General features: G+C 69.9%; 18 protein-coding genes. 7 read left to right on the forward strand and 11 right to left on the reverse strand.

Features of this window, described 5'->3' with window-relative positions; translation table 11 throughout:
* The first annotated feature begins 63 nt into the window (after positions 1-63).
* Positions 64-702: a lipoyl(octanoyl) transferase LipB gene (lipB, locus tag DT073_RS10980; RefSeq protein ID WP_124293426.1), complete on the forward strand. Its 639-nt coding sequence runs from the start codon at positions 64-66 to the stop codon at positions 700-702.
* Entirely contained in the window at positions 699-1,700 is a 1,002-nt protein-coding gene (lipA, locus tag DT073_RS10985; protein WP_124293427.1) for a lipoyl synthase, read from the forward strand. Before lipB ends, lipA begins: the two co-directional genes overlap by 4 nt.
* Before the next feature lie 18 nt (positions 1,701-1,718).
* Here the strand turns inward: lipA and DT073_RS10990 are convergent, their stop codons facing one another.
* The 3 genes from DT073_RS10990 to smc form a co-directional block, all read right to left on the reverse strand.
* Positions 1,719-2,219, reverse strand: coding sequence for a DUF2004 domain-containing protein (locus tag DT073_RS10990; RefSeq protein WP_124293428.1), 501 nt, complete (start codon positions 2,217-2,219; stop codon positions 1,719-1,721).
* Between the two features lie 76 nt (positions 2,220-2,295).
* Entirely contained in the window at positions 2,296-3,168 is an 873-nt protein-coding gene (gene ftsY, locus DT073_RS10995; protein ID WP_124293429.1) for a signal recognition particle-docking protein FtsY, read from the reverse strand.
* 37 nt (positions 3,169-3,205) lie between these two features.
* Positions 3,206-6,730 (reverse strand): chromosome segregation protein SMC, encoded by a 3,525-nt coding sequence (smc, locus tag DT073_RS11000; protein ID WP_124293430.1) that lies wholly within the window; start codon positions 6,728-6,730, stop codon positions 3,206-3,208.
* A 486-nt stretch (positions 6,731-7,216) separates the two neighbouring features.
* Here smc and DT073_RS11005 point away from each other — a divergent pair, with 486 nt between their 5' ends.
* Genes DT073_RS11005 through DT073_RS11015 form a run of 3 tightly spaced genes read left to right on the forward strand, consistent with a single transcriptional unit; the run spans position 7,217 to position 9,737 of the window.
* Entirely contained in the window at positions 7,217-7,489 is a 273-nt protein-coding gene (locus DT073_RS11005) for a hypothetical protein (protein ID WP_124293431.1), read from the forward strand.
* Between the two features lie 56 nt (positions 7,490-7,545).
* Positions 7,546-8,631, forward strand: a complete 1,086-nt coding sequence (locus DT073_RS11010) for a GNAT family N-acetyltransferase (RefSeq protein WP_124293432.1) — start codon at positions 7,546-7,548, stop codon at positions 8,629-8,631.
* The gene (locus DT073_RS11015; RefSeq protein ID WP_124293433.1) at positions 8,628-9,737 is read left to right on the forward strand and encodes a GNAT family N-acetyltransferase; all 1,110 of its coding nucleotides are present in this window, start codon (positions 8,628-8,630) and stop codon (positions 9,735-9,737) included. The genes DT073_RS11010 and DT073_RS11015 overlap by 4 nt, the downstream gene beginning before the upstream one ends.
* Here DT073_RS11015 and mutM read toward each other — a convergent pair.
* The 7 genes from mutM to DT073_RS11050 all read right to left on the reverse strand — a co-directional run bounded on the left by mutM (position 9,695) and on the right by DT073_RS11050 (position 15,622).
* Positions 9,695-10,615, reverse strand: a complete 921-nt coding sequence (gene mutM / locus DT073_RS11020; protein WP_124293434.1) for a bifunctional DNA-formamidopyrimidine glycosylase/DNA-(apurinic or apyrimidinic site) lyase — start codon at positions 10,613-10,615, stop codon at positions 9,695-9,697. The two genes, DT073_RS11015 and mutM, sit on opposite strands and share 43 nt — an antisense overlap.
* A complete protein-coding gene (rnc, locus tag DT073_RS11025; RefSeq protein ID WP_205782928.1) occupies positions 10,608-11,339 on the reverse strand; it encodes a ribonuclease III in 732 nt (243 codons plus the stop codon). The genes mutM and rnc overlap by 8 nt, the downstream gene beginning before the upstream one ends.
* Positions 11,340-11,358: 19 nt before the next feature.
* The gene (rpmF, locus tag DT073_RS11030; protein ID WP_019179169.1) at positions 11,359-11,568 is read right to left on the reverse strand and encodes a 50S ribosomal protein L32; all 210 of its coding nucleotides are present in this window, start codon (positions 11,566-11,568) and stop codon (positions 11,359-11,361) included.
* Between the two features lie 2 nt (positions 11,569-11,570).
* Complete coding sequence (locus DT073_RS11035; protein ID WP_124294478.1) at positions 11,571-12,149, reverse strand: YceD family protein; 579 nt, start codon at positions 12,147-12,149, stop codon at positions 11,571-11,573.
* Positions 12,150-12,196: 47 nt separating this feature from the next.
* On the reverse strand, positions 12,197-12,694 hold the full coding sequence (gene coaD / locus DT073_RS11040) for a pantetheine-phosphate adenylyltransferase (protein ID WP_124293435.1): 498 nt from the start codon (positions 12,692-12,694) through the stop codon (positions 12,197-12,199).
* A 76-nt stretch (positions 12,695-12,770) separates the two neighbouring features.
* Positions 12,771-14,975 carry an ATP-dependent DNA helicase RecG gene (locus tag DT073_RS11045; protein ID WP_124293436.1) on the reverse strand — a complete coding sequence of 735 codons (2,205 nt, stop codon included), beginning with the start codon at positions 14,973-14,975 and terminating at the stop codon, positions 12,771-12,773.
* A 53-nt stretch (positions 14,976-15,028) separates the two neighbouring features.
* Positions 15,029-15,622, reverse strand: a complete 594-nt coding sequence (locus DT073_RS11050) for a hypothetical protein (protein ID WP_124293437.1) — start codon at positions 15,620-15,622, stop codon at positions 15,029-15,031.
* Between the two features lie 124 nt (positions 15,623-15,746).
* On the opposite strand from DT073_RS11050, the gene rsmD reads away from it, so the two are divergent.
* Positions 15,747-16,349, forward strand: coding sequence for a 16S rRNA (guanine(966)-N(2))-methyltransferase RsmD (gene rsmD / locus DT073_RS11055; RefSeq protein ID WP_124293438.1), 603 nt, complete (start codon positions 15,747-15,749; stop codon positions 16,347-16,349).
* Here the strand turns inward: rsmD and thiL are convergent.
* On the reverse strand, positions 16,319-17,299 hold the full coding sequence (gene thiL / locus DT073_RS11060; protein WP_124293439.1) for a thiamine-phosphate kinase: 981 nt from the start codon (positions 17,297-17,299) through the stop codon (positions 16,319-16,321). The two genes, rsmD and thiL, sit on opposite strands and share 31 nt — an antisense overlap.
* Before the next feature lie 41 nt (positions 17,300-17,340).
* Between thiL and DT073_RS11065 the strand changes: the two genes are divergently transcribed.
* Positions 17,341-17,817, forward strand: a complete 477-nt coding sequence (locus DT073_RS11065; RefSeq protein WP_124293440.1) for a DUF3515 family protein — start codon at positions 17,341-17,343, stop codon at positions 17,815-17,817.
* Positions 17,818-17,823 lie beyond the last annotated feature (6 nt).

A 17,823-nucleotide genomic window follows, 5' to 3' on the forward strand; every position in this document is an offset into this window, starting at 1 on the left:
ACGCGCGAAGAGGCCGCACGGGGAGCGTATTGTTGGACGCGGTCCAAGAAGGAAGGCGCTTCTGTGCTCGAAACGATGACGGTGGGGCTCGACCCCGACTTCGTCCCCTACGCCGACGCGTGGGACCTGCAGCGACGTGTTCATTCGGAGGTGGTGCGCGGGGAGCGGGTCGATACTCTGCTGCTGCTCGAGCACGAACCGGTCTTCACCGCCGGAAAGCGCACCGAGCCGGAAGAGCGCCCCACCGACGGGACCCCGGTCATCGACGTCGACCGCGGCGGCAAGATCACGTGGCACGGCCCGGGTCAGCTCGTCGGTTACCCCATCGTCCGCCTCCGGGAACCCGTCGACGTCGTGGCGCATGTCCGACGCCTCGAGCGCCTGCTCATCGCGGCCCTCGCTCGCCACGGCGTGGAGGGACTCCAGGAGGAGGGGCGAAGCGGAGTGTGGGTCCGACGCCCCCTGTCGACCGACAAGGTCGCCGCCATCGGAGTCCGTGTCGAGCGGGGAGTGACCATGCACGGGTTCGCGGTCAACTGCGACAACTCCCTCGCGCCCTTCCGTCAGATCATCCCCTGCGGCATCGCCGACGCCGGGGTCACGACCATCAGCGAGGTCACGGGCAGAGAGATCTCGCCCCGCGACATCCTTCCGACCATCACCGAGGTCTTCCTCGCCGCCGAGCAGGCGGTCGCGGCATGAGTGCCGCGGCACCCGACGGCCGTCGCCTCCTGCGACTGGAGGTGCGCAACGCCCAGACCCCGATCGAGCGCAAGCCCGAGTGGATCCGCACGAAGGCGAAGATGGGTCCGGAATACACCGCCCTGCAGGGCCTGGTGAAAGACGAGGGCCTGCACACCGTGTGCCAGGAGGCGGGTTGCCCGAACATCTACGAGTGCTGGGAGGATCGCGAGGCGACCTTCCTCATCGGGGGTTCCCAATGCACGCGCCGGTGCGACTTCTGCCAGATCGACACGGGCAAGCCCGCCGACTACGACACCGACGAGCCCCGGCGCGTCGCGGAGAGCGTGCAGCGGATGCAGCTGCGCTATGCCACGGTCACCGGGGTCGCCCGAGACGACCTCCCCGACGGTGGCGCCTGGCTTCACGCCGAGACCGTGCGACGCATCCACGCCGACAACCCCGGAACGGGCGTCGAGATCCTCGCCACGGACTTCAACGGCGTGCCGAGCCTGCTGCACGAGGTGTTCGACTCCCGCCCGGAAGTCTTCGCGCACAACGTCGAGACCGTCCCCCGCATCTTCAAGCGGATCCGCCCGGCCTTCCGGTACGAGCGTTCCCTCGGCGTCCTGACGATGGCTCGTGAGGCAGGTCTGATCACGAAGTCGAACCTCATTCTGGGGATGGGCGAGAGCCCCGACGAAGTCATCGAGGCGTTGCAGGATCTTCACGACGCCGGCACCGACATCATCACGATCACGCAGTATCTGCGTCCTTCGCCGCGCCATCTGCCGGTGGACCGATGGGTCAAGCCCGCCGAGTTCGTCGCCTTCAAAGAGGCTGCGGAAGAGATCGGCTTCCTCGGCGTGCTTGCGGGGCCCCTCGTGCGTTCCTCCTACCGGGCTGGACGCCTGTGGGCGCAGTCGATGGTCTCGAAGGGCCGCGAGATTCCCGCCGATCTCGCCCACCTCGCGCGCGATCTCGCCTCCGAGGGCACGTCGTTCGCGCAGGCCGTGTGATCGGCCCCGACGTGGAGGTCAGTCTGCGCTGGTGACCGAGAGGACGTCTCCGGCGGAGTCGAGGTTCACCAGCAGCACGTCATCGGTGGCATCGGGGTCGAGCGCGTACTCGAGGACGGCGAACGGGTCGGAACCGCCGTGCTCGTCGGCGAGGATCGTCATGCTCATCAGCTGCAGTGAGCGGATCACGTCGATCCGGATGTCGCCGGAGATGTCGACCAGCAGATTCTCGATGCCCTCCCCCAGCGTCTCCTGCTGCTGGAGGATGTACTCCGTCACTTCGCTGGTGCGATCGTCGAGCTCGGAGACCATGCCGTTGCGCGCTGTCCGGTCGATTGCCTCGAGGGACGACACCAGGCTCGCCGCGATGTCGAGGGCTGCCTGGGAGACGTCGTCCTGATCCGGCGCCGTCAGATCCACGGTGACGGACTGGTCGCCGAGTTCGACGTTCTCCGACCAGAAGATCGAACCATCCGGACCCGACTCGAGGAGTCCGAAGAAGTCGTGCTCGATCGCCATACGCCCATGAAACCAGCCTCCCGGCCGGTGCGATAGACCTGGCCCGCGCGTCGGCCCGATCGGGTGGGCAACGAGCTCAGTCGACGAGGGCCGCGGCGAAGACGTGGGGGGTGAAGCCGGTGAGATCGCCGATTCCCTCGCCCTGGCCGAGAAGCTTGACCGGGATGCCGGTGCGCTCCTGCACCGCGAGCACGAAGCCGCCCCTGGCCGAGCCGTCGAGTTTCGTGAGTACGAGTCCCGTCACGCCGGCGTGCTGGAGGAACGCTTCCGCCTGCATGAGACCGTTCTGACCCGTCGTCGCATCCAGGACGAGCAGCACCTCGCTGATGGGCGCCTGCTTCTCGATGACCCGGCGGATCTTGCCGAGCTCGTCCATGAGGCCGCCCTTGGTGTGCAGCCGACCCGCGGTGTCGACGAGCACGATCTCCGTCCCGGTGCGCTTGGCGTAGTCGATCGTCTGGAAGGCCACCGAGGCGGGGTCCTGTCCCTCCTGCTGCGGTCGGACGATCGCCGCGCCTCCGCGCTCGGCCCACGTCGCAAGCTGGTCGACCGCAGCCGCGCGGAACGTGTCGGCGGCGCCGACGACGACGGAGCGCCCGTAGCGCTGCAGGAACTTCGCGAACTTGCCGATGGTCGTGGTCTTGCCGACGCCGTTGACCCCGACGACGAGGACGACCGCAGGGCGCTCGGTCAATCGCAGGGTCGTGTCGAACCGCGCGAAGTGCTCCTCGAGGGTCTCTTTGAGCATCCGCTGCAGATCGCGCGGGTCGGTCGTGCGGTACCGCTCGACCTTCTCCCGGAGCTCGTCCACGATGCGCTCGGTGATGTCGGGACCGAAGTCCGCCGTGAGCAGTGCCGTCTCGAGGTCGTCCCACGTCTGCTCATCGATCGTGGGCTTGACGAACATGCCGCGCAACGCGCGACCCAACGACCAGGAGCTCTCCGCCATGAGACCAGCCTACGGGCGCGGGCGTCTCGGCCTCCGCTCAGCTCGCCGCCCGCCGGCCGTCGTCGTCGGCCGTCCGGCCCAGTCGCTGCCCGACGACAGCCGACACGCCGTCCTGACGCATCGAGACGCCGTAGAGCGCGTCGGCGATCTCCATGGTCCTCTTCTGGTGCGTGATGACGATGAGCTGACTGCTCTCGCGGAGCTGCTCGAACACCCCGAGGAGCCGCCCGAGGTTGGCGTCGTCGAGGGCCGCCTCGACCTCGTCGAGGATGTAGAACGGACTCGGGCGCGCCTTGAAGATCGCCACCAGCAGCGCCACCGCCGCCAGCGACCGTTCACCGCCCGACAGCAGCGACAGCCGCTCGATCTTCTTGCCGACCGGTCGCACCGTGACCTCGATGCCGGTCGTGAGCGCGTCGTCGGGCTTGGTCAGCTCGATGCTCCCCGAGCCGCCGGGGAACAGGACGGGGAACACCTCGTCGAACGCGCGCTGGGTGTCGGCGAACGCGTCGAGGAAGATCGTCCGCATGCGGTCATCGAGCTCCTCGATGATCGTGAGGAGGTCTTTGCGGGTCCGGCTGAGGTCGTCGAGCTGCTCAGCGAGGAACGCGTGCCGCTGCTCGAGCGCCGAGAACTCCTCCAGCGCGAGCGGATTCACGCGCCCCAGTTGCGCCAGCTTGCGTTCCGCGTCGGCGAGCCTTCGCTGCTGGACGGCGCGATCGAACGCCGTCCCCGCCGCCTCGGGGTCGCTGGGATCGGGTATCGGCTGATCGGGACCATATTCCGCGATGAGAATATCCTCCTCGAGCCCCAGTTCCGACACCGCGCGGTCGCGAAGCGAACCGGCCTGCAGCCGACGTTCGTGGATGCGCAGCTCCAGGCCGTGCACGTCCTCGGTCACCGCAGACAGCCGTTCCCGCACTCGGGCGTCTTCCCGGCGCAGCTCCCCGAGCTCGGCGGTGACGGCTGTTCGCGCGGTCTCAGCGACGACGAGCTCGCTCCGGGCCTGGGACAGGGAGCGATCGACGGCGTCGAGGACGGGCGGGATCCTCCCTGCCACGTCGGCGGCGGCGTCGCGCTGACTCTTCCGGATCACGGCCCGCCGGGCCGCCTCGACGGCGGCCGCCTGCTCGCGCTCCCGCTGCTTCTCGAGCTGCACGACACGCGACTCCTGCGCGCGGATGCGCTCCTTCAGCGTCTCCACGTCCAGACGCGCGCGCATCTCGGTCTCGCGCGCGGTGTCGAGCGCGGCGAGCAGCCCATCGCGCGCTGACGCGTCGAGAATGGGACGCGGCGACTCCAGTGCCGCCGTCAACTGCTCCTCGGCGACGCGAGACGCAGCCGACGCGTCATCGACGCCGGCTCGGGCCTGGGCCAGCGCCGACGCCAGGCGTTCGCACTCCGCGACCGCTGCCTCGTAGCGCACGGTCGCGCGATTGACCCGCTCCGCTCGAGCCGACACGGCGGCGTCATGGGCGCGCATCGCCTCCAGCGTCGATCGCACCCGGCGCCGCTTGTCGTCGAGGTCGGCGACGGCATCGGACCGCGCCTCGCGCAGAGAGTCGACGATCACGGTGAGCTCATCCCGCCGCGCCGCGGCGTCATCCCGCTCGGCCACGAGTTCGAGACGGGAACGGGACGAGCCGGATCCCGCCCGCAGGCGGTTCACACGGCAGACCTCCCCGGCCCGCGTGACGATCGTCGCGTGCGCGAGCGCCGGGTCGGCGAGAAGCCGCTCCGCTTCGTCGAGATCGGCGGCGATGAGCACCCCCGACAGCAGCGCGCGCACGCCCTCGGGGGCCGTCACCACCGCTGCGGCGGTCAGTGCCGTTCCACCGTCCGTCACCGACTCCGCTCCCCAGGGCGGATCGGCCACCACGATGTCCACGGCTCCGGCGTCGTCGGCGCGAACCGTCGAGGCCAGCCCGAATCCGGCCGGCAGGTCGTCGACGAGCACCGCTTCAGCGAGCGGACCGAGGGCCGCGGCGATCGCCGCCTCGTACCCCGCCTCGACACGGACGGCGTCGCCCACCAGACCCCGGATTCCCACGCCGCCGCGTGCGACGATGTCGGCGGCAGTGGAGCGGATGTCGAGGGCGCGATCGATCGCGGCGGTCTGGGCTGTCAGCGCGTCGAGCTCGCGTTCGGCCGAATGCAGACGGTCGCGCAGTCCGGCCAGCTCCTCGTCTGCGACGTTCGCATCCCGCTGGGCCCGCTCGTACTCCGCGGCGTGATCGGCGACCGGCCCGTCGTCCTCCGGTTGCACCGCGGCCAGGGCCTCCTCGGCCTCGTCTCGCCGGCTGAGGGCCGCCTGCCATGCCCGCTCTTGTCGATCGACAGCCGTGCGGACTGCCGCCAGAGTCGACGCGGCCGCTTCCGCTGCCCCCCGGAGCGCCGTGAGGCGCATGTCATGCTGCGAGACCAGCGCGCTCTGCTCCGCGATGTCGACGTCGAGAGCGTCGAGCTCGGCACGGGCGCGGGTGACCTCCCGCGCCGCTGCGGCAGCATCGTCCTGCGCGCCGACCAGGCCCGCCGCGATCGCGTCGATCTCCGCGCGTGCGTGCGCGATCGTCTCGGGGGTGACCGTCACTCCACGCCGGTCGTCGTCGTGCTCAGCCGGGTCGGCCAGAAGCGACATGCGCTGCCCGGCGAGGGCGTAGAGGGACCGGAGCCTCTCCTGCACGCGCTCCAGCCCGTGCACCACGCGGCGGGCCTCATCGACCGCTTCAGAGCGCTGGTCGCTCTCGAGTCGTTCGATCCGGGCGCGGACACTCTGCGCCTGATCCTGGAGCACCATCCGCTCGGCCAGACGTTCCTGCTCGGTGCGCGCATGCCCCGCCAGCTCCTGACGAAGGCGGAGCAACTCGTCGGCGAGGAGGCGAGCTCGGGCGTCCCGCACCTCCGCAGCGATCGTCGCAGCCTCGCGCGCCACCTCGGCCTGACGACCGAGCGGCTTGAGCTGGCGACGCAACTCGCCGGCGAGGTCGCTCAGTCGCGTGAGGTTGGCCTCCATCGCCTCGAGCTTGCGGAGGGTCTTCTCCTTGCGACGGCGATGCTTCAGGATGCCCGCCGCCTCTTCGATGAAGCCCCGACGGTCCTCCGGCGTGGCCTGCAGAACGGTGTCGAGCCGCCCCTGACCGATGATCACGTGCATCTCACGACCGAGACCGGAATCGCTCAGGAGCTCCTGAACGTCCAGCAACCGACAGGTCTCGCCGTTGATGGCGTACTCGCTGGCTCCGTTTCGGAACAGCGTGCGGCTGATCGACACCTCGGTGTACTCGATGGGAAGGGCGCCATCGCTGTTGTCGATGGTCAGCCGCACTTCGGCACGCCCGAGGGGGCCGCGGGTCGTCGTGCCCGCGAAGATGACGTCTTCCATCTTCCCGCCGCGGAGGGTCTTCGCGCCCTGCTCCCCCATCACCCACGCCAGAGCGTCGACGACGTTGGATTTTCCCGAGCCGTTCGGACCGACGATGCACGTCACTCCGGGTTCGAAGGCGAAGGTCGTCGGCTGCGCGAAGGACTTGAACCCTTTGAGCGTCACGCTCTTCAGGTGCATCGTCTACCTCCGACCCTGCGCGCCCGCGGCTCGGAGCGGCGCCGCTCAGGCTACCGAACTCCCTCGCCGATACCGCTGAGGCGGGCGGATCGAGACCGATGTCACGCGCGACACGCCCGAATTCCGGGCATTTCTGACAATTCGCTTGACGCCTCCGACAGGATCGCGCTAGTGTCACTGCTCGCGTCCGATGTCGAAAGGAGGTCACTGATGATGCACATGATTGATCCGCGCCACACCGCGCGTCGATTCTCGCCGCTCACCCCGTCAGTGACCGGATTCGCCGGCGCCCTCACCCCCACCGCCGCCTGATCGGCGCAGGGGACAGGTCTGCCCATCGGGCACACGTCCGCCTCTGCTGACCGGATCGACGCTCCCTCGAGCGACTCGGCAGCGTGCGTCCCTCTGACGCCTCCCTTCGCGACGTCCACGTCCGCGACATCCCGCACTCTCGTGCCCAATGCCTGACGAAAGCGATCACCCACCATGTCCGTCCCTGTTGCCTCCGTCTTCGATCTCGATCATGACGAACGCCATCGGCTCCTCGCCGATGTCGGTCTCGCCCCGGCCTCCGCAGCCCCCTCGCGCTTCCAGCGCTGGGAGCTCCGACTGGGGTTCTGGCTGCTGCTGCGCGCTGCACGGCGTCAGTCGGCCGCTCGCGATCGGTCGCACCGGCGTACCTTCGCCGCCGACCTCGCCCGTACCCGCCGCGAACATGCCGCCTGGCGCGAGCTCGCGCTCGGCACCGTTCGCGTCTGATTCGCCCACGGTCCGGAGCCGTTCCGAACGGCTCCGGACCTCCCGAAAGGACCACCATGAACACGCACGCAGGGGCCGGATTCGACATTCGACCACTCACCATCCCGTCGCGAATCGACGCGGACGACGCCGAGGACTTCATCGAGATGACCCGGGTGAGGAACCAGGTCTACCGGGAGATCTCCGGCCATGACGATGAACGCATCAGCGCCGCGGAACTGCTCCCCCACTACCAGCCCGACGAGTACGAGACCCGATTGATCTGGACCGTCCGTGATGGCGGGCGCGTCGTGGGCCGTTGCGGCGTCGACCTGCCCCACGAGGAGGGGTCGACGCTGGCCTTCTGGCAGATCGAGCTGCTTCGCGAGGTGTGGGGTCGGGGCATCGGCTCCGCCGCCTACGACCTCGTCGAGGAGACCGCGCGAGCGCACGGCCGCACCGTGCTGCAGTCGTGGGCGGAGCATCCCGAGGCTCCGGGCCCGCGCCTGGCGGCGCCGACCGGCTTCGGCGACATCCCCGAAGACCACGCGGCCCGGTTCTACGTGCGGCATGGGTACACGCTTCAGCAGGTCGAACGCGCCAGCGCCCTCGACCTGCAGGCACCCTTCGACAGGATCGAGGACCTCCATCGCGACGCCCAGCGGGCGGCATCCGACTACCGCATCGTGCAGTGGTTCGCCCCGACACCGCCAGAGTGGGTCGACGGGTACGCCTGGATGAAGTCGCGGATGTCGACCGATGCTCCCGCGGCCGATCTCGAATTCGACGAGGAGACCTGGGATGCCGACCGGATCGCCCTCCACGATGCGCGCTACACCGACAGCGGGCGACTGCTCCAGGTGACGGCGGCGCAGCACGTCGCCACCGGAGAGCTGTGCGCCTTCAACGAGCTCGTCGTCGGCGCGGACCGCACCGAGGCCTCTCACCAGGAGGACACGCTCGTCCTCCGGGCGCACCGCGGACACCGACTGGGGATGCTGGTCAAGTGCGCCGGCCTGCTGTCCTGGCGCCGAATCGCGCCGGAGTCGCCGCGCGTGATCACCTACAACGCCGAGGAGAACCGTCCGATGCTCGACATCAACGAGGCGATCGGCTTCCGGCCCATCGCCTATTCCGGCGCCTGGAAGAAGGTCCTGACATGAACGTCCGACCCGTTGCGGAAGCCCACGTGGTCATCGAACCCCTGGTGGTTCCCCGGTCCCTCGATGACCCAGACGCCCTGCCGTTCCTGGCGATGGTCCGCCTCGACAACGAGGTGAGCCGTCACGACACCGGACACAGCGACCTGGATCAGGACCCGACCGAGGCGCTGGGGCTCTGGCAGGCCGATGCCGACTGGCTCCACGTCGGACTCGTCGCCCGCTCGAACGCCGCGATCATCGGAGCGGTGACCATGCTGTTCTCCCGTGAACCGGATGCCACCAGTGCGGAGTTCGACCTCATGGTCGACCCCGCGCGGTGGGGCGAAGGCGTCGAGGACGCCCTCCTGGGCGCCGCCTGCGTCGAAGCGAGGCGCCGTGGTCGCACGGTCGTCCAGACCTGGACGCTCCACCGGCCCGACGCCCCCGGAAGGAGCATCGAGCCGGCGACGGGCCACGGGCGGATTCCCGCCGACGACCGTCAGACCGTCTTGCTCGCCGACGCCGGGTTCTCGCTGGAGCAGGTCGAGCGCACGAGTTCGTTCGATCTCACCGGATCGTTCGACCGCGTCGAGAAGCTCCTCGCCGCCGCGCGCGAGCGCATGGGCGAGGGCTACCGCGTGGTGGCGTGGAGCACCCCGACGCCGGAGCGCTATCTCGACAGCTTCGCGCACGCGATCTCCCGGATGCCGACCGATGCTCCCGCAGGCGGCATGGTGGTCGAAGAGGAGACCTGGGATGCCGACCGGGTCCGCCGCCGCGACGAGCGACTCGCCGCGCAGCACCTCTTCGTCTCGCTCGTCGCCGTCGAGCACATCGCGAGCGGTGAGATCGTCGCGTTCAACGAGCTCGTCATCGGCGACGACCGCACCGCCGCCACGCAGCAGTACGGGACGCTGGTGCTGCGCGAGCACCGCGGCAGGCGCCTGGGCACCGTGGTCAAATGCGAGAACCTCCTGCGATGGCGGACCCTCGTTCCGCAGTCACCCCGGGTGGCCACGTTCAACGCCGAGGAGAATCGTCACATGCTCGACATCAACGAAGCCATCGGCTTCGTTCCGATCAGCTACGCAGGAGCGTGGAAGAAGGTGCTGGAGGCGGGCGCCTGACACCTCGGACAGAAATGACTCGAGCGGTTGGTGAACGACACGCGCAGGATCGGGCGGCCGCATCGGGGACAGGGCTCGCCGGTGCGGCCGTAGGCGTTGAGAGAGTGCGCGAAGTAGCCGGCCTGACCGTTGACGTTGACGTACTGCGCGTCGAAGCTCGTGCCCCCCTCGGCCAGCGCCTTCTCCAGCACGGCGCGCACCTCCGCGAGCAACCGGTTGACCCGTCGGGTGGACAGCGTGTCGGCGGGCGTCTCGGGATGCAGGCGCGCCGCCCACAGCGCCTCGTCGGCGTAGATGTTGCCGATGCCGCTGACGACCGTCTGGTCGAGCATCACGCGCTTGATCGCGGACTTCTTCCGACCCAGGATGTCGCGGAACCGCGCGTCGCGGAACGCGGGATCGAGGGGATCGCGCGCGATGTGCGCCACCTGCCGCGGAACGCAGGCGAGCTCGGATCCGACGCCCCCGGGAACGCCGTCGGGGGTGGGAAGAAGGGGGTCGACCGCCAGCGAGCCGAATGTGCGCTGATCAGCGAAGACGACGGCGAGTTCGCCGTGATCGGGATGACGGAGTTCGAACCGCACCCGTTCGTGACGCTCGATCGGCGACCCCGGCGAACGAAGAAGCATCTGCCCGCTCATGCCCAGGTGTCCGACGACCGCCCGGTCGCCGCCCTCGAGGGGGAACCAGAGGAACTTCCCGCGGCGCACGGCCGCCTCGACGCGTCGACCGGCGAGGTTCGCTTCGAAGTCGGTGGCGTCCCCGTCGTGACGGGTCAAGGCGCGCACATCGTGCACGATGACGCCTTCGATGAGCGATCCGCGCATGGCGGGGTCCAGCCCACGACGGACGACCTCGACCTCGGGGAGCTCAGGCATCGACGCCGCGGGCGTCGATCGACTCAGACAGCTCGCGCCACGCCAGAAGGGCGGCCGCCATCTCGGCATGCTTCTTGCTCGTGCCCGTGCCACGGGTCTCGGTCTGCCCGACCCGCACCCGCGCGGTGAAGACGCGATCGTGGTCGGGTCCGGTGGCGGAGATCTCGTAGACAGGGGGACCGAATCCGCGACGAGCGGCGAGCTCCTGCAGGCTCGTCTTCGGGTCGACGGCAGCGCCGTAACGCTCGGGGTCGGCCAGCAGCGGCTCGACGAGCCGCAGCACCAAGCCGGTGGCTGCATCGGGTCCGGCGGACAGGTAGGCGGCCCCGATGACGGCCTCGGTCGCGTCGGCGAGGATCGAGTCCTTCTTCCGTCCGCCGGTGAGTTCCTCACCGCGCCCGAGCAGGACATGCTCGCCCAGCCCGATGCGGCGCGCGACCTCGGCGAGGGCGACGGTCGAGACGACGCTCGCACGCCGCTTGGCCAGCTGCCCCTCTTCGAGATCGGGATGCCGCGTGAACAGACGCACGGTCACGGCTTGCCCGAGGATGGCATCGCCGAGGAACTCGAGTCGCTCGTTGTGGGCAACCCCGCCGTGCTCGTATGCCCAGGAACGATGGGTGAGAGCCAGCAGCAGAAGCTCGGGGTCGATCTCGACCCCGAGCTTCTGTGTGAGTTCGTCCAGCGGCGGGTGCGCCGGCGTGGCGTCGGTACGGTGTGTCACCGAGTGCGCAACAGGCCGATCAGACGTCGGCGACCTTGCGGCCCTTGTACTCCAGGAACAGCTCGGTGCCCTGCGAGTCGGTGACGACCTTCGCCTGGTGCGGACGGCTGTAGACGACCTTGCCGTTCTCGATGGTCTTGACCAGCGTGGGGGCCTCGGCCTTCCACTGCGCGCGGCGCGAACGGGTGTTCGAGCGGGAGACCTTCCGCTTCGGGGGGTTACCTGCCATGGCTAGCTCTTCTCTGTGTTCTCAGCGCGGGGCGCTGGGTTCTCGTCACGGTCCTGCGGCCCGGGGGCCGTGACCGCGTCGTGGTCGATGTAGTCCTGGAGCGCCGCCCATCGGGGATCGATTGGCTCAGCGCTCGGTTCGGCATCTGCTGTCCGCCGGACACCCGTGACCGGATCGAGGCCGGGGCAATCCGGCTGACACACCGGTTGGAAGGGAAGCGACAGGACGACCGCATCCCTGACCAGAGTTTCAAGATCCACGTGGTCGTCTTGAACCTCGAAGTCAGTTTCCTCCGATCCAGAATACGCGAAAAGCTCCTGGAACTCGACTTCGACGCCCTCGGCGATGTCGCGAAGGCATCGTCCGCACACCCCGGAGAAGATCGTACGCGCCTCGCCCGACACGAGGATGCCCTCGTGGACCGACTCGAGTCGCACATCCAGCTCCAGCGACTCCGACGCCGGTACCGAGACGAGACCCTCGCCCCACTTCTCCGGGACGGTCGGATCGAGGCGGAACTCCCGCATCTCGCCCGGTCGGCGGACGATGTCTCGCACGGGGATGACGAAGGGTCCGTTCAGCCGTCTGGTCACGGGCGACCATGTTACCCGCCCCGAGAGCGTGCGGCTCAGGCCGACAGGTCGTGCGCGACGAGGAACCGCGCGACGGCGGGCGGAACGAAGGGCGACACGTCACCGCCCAGGGCGGCCACCTGACGCACGAGCGAGCTGGAGACCATGGCGTGCGCGGGATCGGGAAGCAGGAAGACGGTTTCGACGTGGGCGAGGTGGCGGTTCACGATCGCCATCGGGGTCTCGTAGGCCACGTCGATCTGGGAGCGGATCCCCTTCACCAGCACACCGGCGTCGACATCGGCGGCGTAGTCCACGAGCAGCCCTACGCTCCACGAGGCGATGATCACCTCGCTGTCGATGTCGCTCTCGGCGACGGACTGCTCCAGGAGCGACAGGCGCTGCGCGATCGGCAGCATCGCCTCCTTGTCGGGGTTGTGCACCACGAGGACGTGCAGCTGGTCGTACAGGCGCGCCGCGCGGCGGATCACATCGAGGTGACCGAGCGTCGGCGGGTCGAACGATCCGGGGACGACGGCGATCCTGCTGTTCATTCGACCACCCTATCGATGGGCCGCAGCCCCTCCCCGACACGGCGTACTCCGTCTGCGAGGTCGGCCACGTCGGCGGTCAGGTCCGTGCGAGCGCGGCGCGCTCGACATTGCCGATCCGCCGTTCGATCGCGGCGGACACCGCCGGATGGCGAAGCAGCGCCGGATCATCCGAGATCACCGTCTCCGCCGCGCGCCGAGCGGCGGAGATGAGGTCGGCGTCGCGGGCCACCCGCAGCAGGCGGAGCGAGGAGCGCGCACCCGACTGGAGGTCGCCGAGCACGTCGCCTTCTCCGCGGAGGTCGAGATCGACTTCGGCGAGTTCGAAGCCGTCGAGGGTGGCGGCGACGGCCTCGACACGTTGACGCGCGAGCGAGCCATGCTCGGCTTCGGTGACCAGCAGACACAGCCCCGGGACCCCACCACGCCCCACGCGTCCCCGCAGCTGGTGCAGCTGAGACACCCCGAAGCGATCGGCCTCGAGGATCACCATGGTCGACGCGTTCGCGACATCGACCCCCACCTCGACGACCGTCGTGGCCACCAGGACGTCGATCTCGCCGCGCGCGAACGACTGCATGATGTCGTCCTTCTGCTCCGACGGGAGCTTGCCGTGCACCATCGCCACCCGGATGTCCGCGAAGGCGGGATGACGCGCCAGCAGGTCGACGACCTGGACGACACCCCAGCGGGTGCGACCCGAGCCGGTGCCTGCGGCGGGGGCCGCGCCCTTCTCCGCCGCAGGAGCGACGTCCTCCGCTGCATCGGGGGTCGGCGCCTCGTCGTCGATGACGTCGGCGTCCGCATCGATCGCCGCCGTGACGATGAACGCCTGCCTCCCCTGGGCGACCTCCTCGGCGACGCGCTCCCACACCCGCCCGAACCACGCGGGACGCTCGGCGAGCGGTGCGACGTGCGTGGTGATGCCCGCGCGTCCGGACGGCATCGAGCGGATCGTCGACACATCCAGATCGCCGAACACCGTCATCGCCACGGTGCGCGGAATCGGTGTGGCGGTCAGGACGAGCACGTGAGGCGCGCTGCCCTTGGCGCGCAGCGCCTCCCGCTGCTCGACCCCGAACCGATGCTGCTCGTCGATCACGACCAATCCGAGGTCGGCGAACGTGGTCGAGTCGCTGAGCAGGGCATGGGTGCCGACGACGATGCGGGCCTGCCCCGACGCGGCGCGCAGGGCTGCCTTGCGTCGATCCGCCGCGGGAAGCTGTCCGGTCAGCAGGGTGGGCATGAGCTCGGGGGCGAGCACCGGACCGAGCATGCGCGCGATCGATCGCACGTGTTGCGCCGCCAGGACTTCCGTGGGCGCGATCAGGGCCGACTGGCCACCCGACTGCGCCACCTGCAGCATCGCCCGCAGTGCGACGAGGGTCTTCCCCGAACCGACTTCACCCTGGACGAGGCGATTCATCGGCCATCCGCCGACGAGGTCGCGCGCGATCTGCTCCCCCGCCGCCTCCTGATCACTGGTCAGGGCGAACGGCAGTTCCGCGTCGAAACGCTCGAGCAGGTCGCCGGGCGGCCGCGCGGTCGCCGACATCGCGCGCACGAACTGCCGCTGCTGGAACAGCGCCGCCTGGAGCACGAACGCCTCCTGCATCCGGAGGGTCTCGCGCGCGGCGTCGACCTGTTCGAGGAAGTCGGGCCGGTGGATGCGCTCCAGCGCGGTCCGCGCGTCCAGAAGCCCGTGTGCGCGTCGCAACGGCTCGGGCACGGGGTCGTCGAAGGAGCCCAGGACGTCCAGAACGACACCGACCGTCTTGGCCACCAGGAAGCTCGGCACGGTCGCGGTGGCGGGGTAGATCGGGATCGGGAGGTGCGCCGTCGCCTCGGCGGTCATCCGCGCGGTCTCCTCGTCGTCGAAGAGCTCGTACACCGGATGCGCGAGCTGGAAGTGGCCCCGGTACTCACTGACCTTTCCGGCGAAGATGCCGCGGCGGCCGGGCGTGAGGTCGCCGAGGCGCCATTTCTGATTGAAGAAGGTCAGCGTCAGGGCGCCGTTGCCGTCGCTGATCTTGGCCTCGACCAGGGATCCGCGACGGTTGCGCATCGGACGATCGGTGACGCTCTGGACTTCGGCGACGATCGTCACCGGTTCGCCCAGGGGCAGGGACGCGATCGGCGTCAGCTCTCCCCGGAGCGCGTATCGACGCGGATAGTGCGAGAGGAGGTGCTCGACCGTGCGCATCCCGAACGCGCGCTCGAACAGCTTGGCGGTCTTGCCGCCCACGACCGCGTCCAGACGCGATTCGAGGGCGATGGGCGGCATACCTCGAGTGTAGGGAGCGCCGCCGACAACGACCCTTCCTACGGTGATCCGGTTCAGCCGAAGATCTGCGACGCGATGTCCGAGAGGAACGCGCGCCCGTTGCGGTTCACCGGTGCGTAGTAGATCCAGACGTCGTCCCGCGCGACGACGAACTCCTCCGTGTCCGGGCCCGAGCCGGGAAGCTCGCAGAACTGGGCGCCGAAGTCATCGGCGACCTGGCAGCTGTATCCCTGATCGGGCAGCGTCGCAACGGCGGCGGCGACCGCATCGGGGGTCGCGGTGCTGATCAGCAACAGCAGACCCGTGGCGTCACCGACGATCCAGTCGCAGCCGAGCACCAGCGTCGCTCCCTCCGGCGCCGGGCGCTCGAAACCCTGTCCATCGCTCTGGAGCGTCATGTCGCCGACCATCTCCAGACGCGACGCCTCGCTGCCCAGCTCGTTGCAGTCGGTGGGGATCGTCGCCGTCGCCGTCGGCGACTCGCTCGGCGACTCGCTCGGCGACTCGCTGGGCGACGCGCTCGGCTCGCTGGACGCTGTCGGGGTGGACGTCGGCGTCGGAGCGGGCTCCGGCGCACATCCGGCCAGGAGAGCGAGAGCGAGAACTGCTCCGGCGATCGCGGTGAGGGAACGGTGGCGCTGAGACATCGACGGCTCCTGCAGGCGGGGACGGGGTGCGGACGAATCCCGCCCGGCACGCGTCATCCTAGGGACAGCCGGGCCGCTCCCGCCGCAGGCGGAGTGTCGTGTCGCGATCGGTATCGTGGAGCACGTGACCCGCATCATCTCCGGACGGGCCGGCTCGCTCACCCTCGACGTCCCCGATGCCGGAACGCGGCCGACGAGCGATCGGGTCCGCGAATCGCTCTTCAACGCGCTGAGCGCGTCCGACCTCCTCCGCGGCACGCGGGTGCTCGATCTGTACGCGGGTTCGGGTGCGCTCGGGCTCGAGGCCGCCAGTCGAGGGGCGATGACGGTCGACCTCGTCGAGAAGGCCCCGCGCGCAGTGACGGTGATCCGCAGGAACGTCGCGCGCATCCATGCCGCGCTGCGCGGAGCGCCAGATGCCGCCCGGATCGCCGTTCACCGCACCGCGGTCGACGCGTACCTGCGCTCGGCGCCCACCGGCGTCTTCGATCTGGTGTTCCTCGACCCCCCGTACGACCTCTCCGACGCCGAGTTGAGCGCGACCCTGGAACTGCTCGTCCCCGCCCTGTCGCCGGACTCGACGGTGATCGTCGAGCGCGCCGCGAGGTCGGCACCGCCCGCGTGGCCCCCGGGGCTCGTGCGCGATCGCGACCGCCGCTACGGCGACACCGCGCTGTGGTGGGCCGTGCGCGGCGCTCAGCCCGAGACCGCGTCCCAGTCGCGGTAGGGATCCCAGCCGCCGTACCCGTCGTACGGCTTTCCGTCGACGAGGAGCGGATGGTCCCCCGCGGCGCCGACACGGCCGATGACCCGGAATCCGGGCGCAGGTCCGACCGCGGCGGGGAAGGTCGCCAGCAGGGCGTGGTCTTCCCCGCCGGCCAGCGCGATCCCTGGCTCGGGTCCGATCGCATCGGTCTGCAGCTCGAGGGTCACATCGGAAGCGCGGGCGAGGCGGCCGGCATCCAGGGCAAGTCCGTCCGAGACGTCCATCATCGCCGTCGCCCCGTGCGAGGCCGCCACCGCTCCTGCCGCGATCGGCGGCCGCGGTCGCAGCTGGGCGCCCACGAGCGCGGCGTCGGCCTCTGTCAGCGAGGCGACCGCGACCGGCCGTCCATCCACACGGAACCGGTCGAAGAGGATGGCCAGACCCCGCGCAGCCTTCCCCAGTTCCCCGCAGACCGCCACCACGTCGCCGGCGCGCGCACCGCGACGCGTGACCGGTGCGGTTCCATCGAGCACCCCGAGGGCGGTGACCGCGATCGTCAGGGTGTCCGAGACGGTGAGGTCTCCTCCCTCGACCGCGGCGCCGGGCGCCAGTTCGTCGCACCCGGCACGCAGACCGTCGGCGATCCCCTCCACGAAGGAGACGGGTGTGTGATCGGGCATCGCCAGGGCCACCAGCAGCGCCGTGGGTCGCGCGCCCATCGCCGCGATATCGGCGAGGTTCACCGCGGCGGCCTTCCACCCGAGATCCTTCGCCGACGACCACGCGAGGCGGAAGTCGGGGCCGTGGACGAGGGTGTCGACGCTGGCGACGATGCGGCCGCCCGGTGCGGCGAGCACGGCGGCGTCATCGCCCGGGCCGAGGAGCGCCCGCGAGGGAGCGAGACGGCCCAGGATGCGGGTGAGGACCTCGCCCTCGGTCAGGTCGCCGACGACAGGATCCGGAGCACTCACCGTCTCACCGTACCCACCGACGACCGGGTTAGCCTGGTCGGGTGCCCTTCCCCCGTCATCGTCTGCTGTTCGGCGCGCTCGCGATCGGCGCTGCCCTGACGCTGTCCTCGTGCGCGGGGACGGTATCCCTTCCCCCCGCCGCCAACGCCGACGACCCGCTCTGCGCAGAGGTCACCGTCCGCCTGCCCGCCGAGGTCGACGGACAGGAGCGCCGGTGGACCGACGCGCAGGCGACCGGCGCGTGGGGCACACCGACCTCGGTCATCCTCACCTGCGGCGTGGAGCCCCCGGGACCGACGGAGGCCCGATGCATCACGATCGGCGGAGTGGACTGGATCGTCGACGAGAGCGATCCGCCCCGCTATCTCATCCGCAGCTATGGACGCACACCCGCGGTCGAGGTCTACGCCGACAACAGCGTCGTCTCGCCCAACGAGGTGCTGTCCGCCCTCGGACCGATCGTGTCGCAGCTCCCCCGCGAATCCGAGTGCACCTCGACCGAGACGCTCCTGGACTGACGCCCC

The sequence above is a fragment of the Microbacterium sp. ABRD28 genome, assembly GCF_003850245.1.
GTDB lineage: Bacteria > Actinomycetota > Actinomycetes > Actinomycetales > Microbacteriaceae > Microbacterium.

Excerpts from the sequence above, each read along its gene's own strand:
- ftsY (WP_124293429.1), bottom strand. The coding sequence starts at position 3,168 with ATGGCGGAGAGCTCCTGGTCGTTGGGTCGCGCGTTGCGCGGCATGTTC.
- rpmF (WP_019179169.1), bottom strand. The coding sequence starts at position 11,568 with ATGGCAGGTAACCCCCCGAAGCGGAAGGTCTCCCGCTCGAACACCCGT.
- coaD (WP_124293435.1), bottom strand. The coding sequence starts at position 12,694 with ATGAACAGCAGGATCGCCGTCGTCCCCGGATCGTTCGACCCGCCGACG.
- DT073_RS10990 (WP_124293428.1), bottom strand. The coding sequence starts at position 2,219 with ATGGCGATCGAGCACGACTTCTTCGGACTCCTCGAGTCGGGTCCGGAT.
- DT073_RS11050 (WP_124293437.1), bottom strand. The coding sequence starts at position 15,622 with ATGTCTCAGCGCCACCGTTCCCTCACCGCGATCGCCGGAGCAGTTCTC.
- DT073_RS11015 (WP_124293433.1), top strand. The coding sequence starts at position 8,628 with ATGAACGTCCGACCCGTTGCGGAAGCCCACGTGGTCATCGAACCCCTG.
- DT073_RS11010 (WP_124293432.1), top strand. The coding sequence starts at position 7,546 with ATGAACACGCACGCAGGGGCCGGATTCGACATTCGACCACTCACCATC.
- DT073_RS11045 (WP_124293436.1), bottom strand. The coding sequence starts at position 14,975 with ATGCCGCCCATCGCCCTCGAATCGCGTCTGGACGCGGTCGTGGGCGGC.
- mutM (WP_124293434.1), bottom strand. The coding sequence starts at position 10,615 with ATGCCTGAGCTCCCCGAGGTCGAGGTCGTCCGTCGTGGGCTGGACCCC.
- DT073_RS11005 (WP_124293431.1), top strand. The coding sequence starts at position 7,217 with ATGTCCGTCCCTGTTGCCTCCGTCTTCGATCTCGATCATGACGAACGC.
- smc (WP_124293430.1), bottom strand. The coding sequence starts at position 6,730 with ATGCACCTGAAGAGCGTGACGCTCAAAGGGTTCAAGTCCTTCGCGCAG.
- lipA (WP_124293427.1), top strand. The coding sequence starts at position 699 with ATGAGTGCCGCGGCACCCGACGGCCGTCGCCTCCTGCGACTGGAGGTG.